This is a genomic window from Brucella sp. 22210, from assembly GCF_052045675.1.
In the GTDB taxonomy this organism is placed as follows: domain Bacteria; phylum Pseudomonadota; class Alphaproteobacteria; order Rhizobiales; family Rhizobiaceae; genus Brucella.
In genome coordinates this window covers 1-4,385 of sequence record NZ_JBQEPD010000091.1, presented here as the reverse complement: position 1 = coordinate 4,385, position 4,385 = coordinate 1, and the positions used below count along the sequence as shown (strand labels likewise).

Sequence of the window (4,385 nt, the reverse complement as noted above, 5' to 3'; positions counted from 1 at the left end):
AGGCGATGATTTCGCGGTCGAATGCGTCGATGACGAAGGCGAGACGAATGACCTCGCCATTCCAGCAGGTGAACTCCAGACCGTCCGAGCACCAGCGCAGATTGGAGCGCATAACCATGACCTTGCCGTCATGGATGCGGCCCTTGCGAACGGCGGTATGCTTCTCCAGCAGCATGGCATGGTTGCCCATGATGCGATGGACCCGTTTGGCGTTGACCACAGGCTTATCGGCGGCTCGCCTTTCGCGATTGAGGAGCGCGGCGATCCGCCGATAGCCATAGGTTGGCCTTTGATCCACCAGCCTGCGAATGGTGGGCAAAAGCTCTGCATCCTCGACCTTGTGGTAAGGCCCACGCGGCTTTGATTTGCCTTTCAGCCGCTCGATGAGGTTGGAACGGGAGACGCCTAGCGTGTCTGCTACGGCCTTCATCGCGAACCGTCCTTCGGCAACAAGATCGGCCGCGATATCCGTTTTTTTGAGTCCGCTTTGGAAAGGGCTTCGCGGAGGATTTCGACCTCCATCGTCTTACGGCCGAGCATGCGCTCCAGCTCGCGGATGCGATCTTCCAGTTTCTTCACTTCCGAATTGCCGACCACCGGCTCGTCAGAATCCACGGCTGCAGCACCTCCCTCACTCAAGAGCCTGCGCCACCGGTAAAGCAGATTGGGCGCAACACCATGGCGGCGAGCGGTCGAAGATACCGTTTCGCCTGGTTCGAAACTCTGCTCGATGATCGTCAGCTTTTGCTCGGTTGTCCACCGCCGACGGCGGACATCACCTGTCAGCAATTCGACATGTCGATACTCGTTAGACATAAGCCTATACCCAAGCCTGTGCTTGAGCCTTTCTGCTTATGCCGACTGTCCGGTCGAAATGGGGGGCAGTTCAAGATGCAACTCGTCGATCCGGCGCATCAGAGCCAGATCGCCATCAGACACCGGACGCGGCGAATAATAGACACTGCCACGGCTGAAGCCGAGAAGCTTCGCCTGACGCACGACGGACAGCTTGTGCTCGCGGTCAATCATTTCTTTCCGCTCAGCAATCCCGCCTTGCCGAGCGCACCGGACAAAAAATCGTTCTCCAGCGTCAGTTCGCCAATCTTGGCATGAAGCATTTTGACATCAACGGTTGGACCGGCAGGTTCGGCCTTGGTTCCATCGCCGAAAACGCCTGTCGCCCCCTCAAGAAGCTGTTCTTTCCACTGCTTGATCTGATTGGCATGCACGTCGAACTGCTGGGACAATTCCACCAGCGTCTGCTCGCCTCTGATCGCGGCAAGCGCCACCTTGGCCTTGAAAGCCGGACTATGGTTCCGGCGCGGTCGTCTCGTAATGGTATCTCCTGTTCCCAGCATTTAAGCTGAAGTCAGGCGGAAATTCCACTTATCCTAGCTGTGCAGATTTCCCGAGCCAGCTCTAACTTCAGTGGCAGGTCAACCCGTGCAAGACAAATCTGCTGAGCATGGTGAATGGGTGTTCCTTCTATTTCTTCACTGGCGTGCTGAGTAGCGACATGCAGATCGAAGAGGCGAACAACTCCTCTATCGGCAACAAAAAAAATCAAGCTTCGCCTGCCAGAACGATTGGCCGCGGGTGACAAACCATCTTCTGCTCGGCTCATTTCTATCCGTTCTATTATGTGAGACCGAATCAGACACTAGCGAGGCCTGGCAATCGACAAACGCAACCATGGCTCCTTGGCTATACGTCCATCGCAGCTGTCACTGGCATGTTTCTATTCTTGAGGCGCTGAATTGCCCCGAAAGTAGCCCGCCAATATCTTGTCAGAACTACGGTCGACAAAATTGTAAAGCGGCTTTCCGTGGGTATCCATAATGAGAATCGAGATGTACTCGATTACTAATCCTGTGAGGAAAATGGATACTCCACCGAAGAACATGATCGTAATCATCAGTGAGGCCCATCCGGTCACAGGCATCATCGACGGATCAATAAGCTTAGTCACGATCACAACAAATGAGAAAAGAAATGCGAGGCATACAGCCAATCCACCTACCGCACTTCCAATGCGCAAAGCCTTCACTTGCGTTGAGAATAGAAGACGGCGGGCGTGGCTGAACAGACTTTTGAGATTGTAACCGCTCTTTCCAGTTACGATATATCGGTCATCCTTCAAAAGCATCGTGACATTTGAGACCCGCTGCGTAAACCACGAAAGGGCCATATCGAAATAGGTGCTATGGCCACATGCCTGCGAAGCCTCACGAGCTACGCTGCCACGAATAAGCCGAAAGCTATTGAATACAGTGATGTTTCTATTGCCACTCAGACGGACCATCAAAGACTTGAAAGTTTTCGACGTCCAATCACGCAAAAAACTCTGATGCACAGCCTCTTCCGGGTTTGCGTAAACAATATCGCTACCCAGCTTAACAGCTTTCTCCAAAAGGCCCTCAACCTCCTCGGGAGGATGCTGCAGATCTTCATCCATTGTCACCACCCAATCGCCGGTGCTCTTCATTATGCCCGCGACAGTGGCCGCATGCTGTCCGTAGTTCCGTGACAAATGAAGGGGCTTTACCCAATCGAATTCAGATCCTAGATCATCAATGATCGTACCAGACGCATCCTTCGCCCCATCCTCCACGAAGATCAACTCGGACACCTGAAAAGGCGCACCCGTGTCGGTCAGCTTCGAACGTACACGAGCCACGCGCTCGCAGAGCTGCCGTAAATAAGCCTCCCCAGAATAAACTGGCACGACAATGGAAATAAAAATCATATTAAGCCCCGAAATTCGCTTGTCCAGTTGCTTAACAACTGTCAGAAGCAGCATCAAACGAATTCTAACGGGCGCGCAATGAATGTGATAATGCAATTCGGGCGGTTTGGATTGGTTGGCTTACTCAACACGTTCATCACGCTTCTGGTTATTGCGGTTCTGACATGGCTAGGAGCTTCCCCGTTTGTAGCCAATGCCGCTGGATACGTTGCCGGACTTGTAAATAGCTACTTTGGAAACATGAAATGGACATTCAGATCCGAAAGCAGTTGGACAAGGACCCTTCGTTTTCTCGTAGCCTTCGGTATCTGTTATGCCGTTAACGTCTACGTATTGCATCTATCGTTACCGCTGGCTCAATACCAAGTCCTAATGCCACAGGTGGTGGCAATGACGTCATATACGGTATTGTTTTTCATTCTTTCACGGGCTTGGGTGTTTAAAAAGTGAACAACACTAAATTCACCAATGTGGTTGGCATGTTGGACCAATGACGTGGAGTTGCCCCTTAAAAACCGGACATTTTCAGGATTGAGCATTTCGGCTCAGGAACTCTCGTGGAGATTGATATCCTAAAGCCTTGTGCGGGTGAAGATTGTTATAGTGCTCGAACCATGATGGCAGTTGAGCCATGACAGTTTCGGCGTCCGGCGTCGGGTTGATCCGGACATAATCGCGCTTGAATGTTTTGACGAAAGCCTCAGCCATTCCATTTGACTGCGGGCTGCGCACTGGTGTTCTGCACTGTTCCATACCGATATCCCGGAGCAGGGACGCGGTGTTTTTCGCAATGAAGCATGAACCATTGTCGGTAAGCCACTGGATGGGCTCTGCCAGCATATTGATGCGCCCGAAGCGGTTTTCTACCGCCGTGATGACAAGGTCCTGTACATCTTCGCTCTTGATGCCTTCTGTCGTGGCCACATGAGCGATTGCTTCCCGATCACAGCAGTCGAGCGCAAATGCAACGCGGACCTTTTCCTTGTTGTCGCACGTGATCTCGAAGCCATCGGAGCACCATCTGGTATTGGAGCGCTCGACGGTGACTTGCCCGTCGTGTCTGCGTTCACCGGCAGCTCCGGTATGGCGCTGAAGGAGCAGATCATGCCGCTTCATCACGCGATAAACACGTTTGGCGTTCGGCCATGAACGCCCCTGTTCACGGGCCTTGCGCCGCAGAATGGCATGAACGCGCCGATAACCATAGGTCGACATTTCTTCAATGACCGCCTTGATCTGAGCAACCAGATCAGCGTCGGGAAGCGGAGGTCTCCCTCGGGCTCTGGAAAGGGTGCCTGTGGCGCGTGCAGCGATATTCGACCGGGCAACGCCTAACGTCTCGCATAGCGCCTTCATCGCAAAACGTCCTTCGGCAGCGAGATTGAGTGCAGCAGTCGTTTTTTTGGGCCGTTGGCGATTTCGAGGGCCTCCTTGAGAATTTCCCCTTCCATCGTCTTCTTGCCCAGAAGGCGCTGTAATTCCTTCACCTGAGCCTGAAGCGCCCGGTATTCCGAGGCAGGGACAACCTCCTCTTCGGCTGCGGTGGCAACCAAGGCACCCTGCGATGCAAGCTTGCGCCACGCGAACAGCTGGTTAGGCGCAATGCCATGACGACGGGCGACCAGACTGACCGTCGCGC

3 protein-coding genes and 2 pseudogenes are annotated in these 4,385 nt (G+C 53.5%); 1 reads left to right on the top strand and 4 read right to left on the bottom strand.

The window, feature by feature from the left end:
• The 3 genes and pseudogenes from ACTJKP_RS26365 to ACTJKP_RS26355 all read right to left on the bottom strand — a co-directional run.
• Window positions 1-816: pseudogene (locus ACTJKP_RS26365) on the bottom strand (IS3 family transposase); the annotation flags it as partial.
• A 63-nt stretch (window positions 817-879) separates the two neighbouring features.
• Window positions 880-1,358 (bottom strand): annotated as a pseudogene (locus tag ACTJKP_RS26360) (IS3 family transposase); the annotation flags it as partial.
• Between the two features lie 380 nt (window positions 1,359-1,738).
• Window positions 1,739-2,800, bottom strand: a complete 1,062-nt coding sequence (locus ACTJKP_RS26355; protein ID WP_121539537.1) for a glycosyltransferase family 2 protein — start codon at window positions 2,798-2,800, stop codon at window positions 1,739-1,741.
• A gap of 24 nt (window positions 2,801-2,824) precedes the next feature.
• On the opposite strand from ACTJKP_RS26355, the gene ACTJKP_RS26350 reads away from it, so the two are divergent.
• On the top strand, window positions 2,825-3,196 hold the full coding sequence (locus ACTJKP_RS26350; RefSeq protein ID WP_121539536.1) for a GtrA family protein: 372 nt from the start codon (window positions 2,825-2,827) through the stop codon (window positions 3,194-3,196).
• Between the two features lie 75 nt (window positions 3,197-3,271).
• On the opposite strand, the gene ACTJKP_RS26345 is transcribed toward ACTJKP_RS26350, so the two are convergent.
• Window positions 3,272-4,385, bottom strand: a protein-coding gene (locus ACTJKP_RS26345) for an IS3 family transposase (RefSeq protein WP_440630270.1) whose coding sequence is annotated in 2 segments (ribosomal slippage) — window positions 3,272-4,155 and window positions 4,155-4,385 — 1,115 coding nt annotated over the 2 segments. Because the reading frame shifts where the segments join, the coding sequence is not laid out codon by codon here. This gene is flagged as partial in the annotation.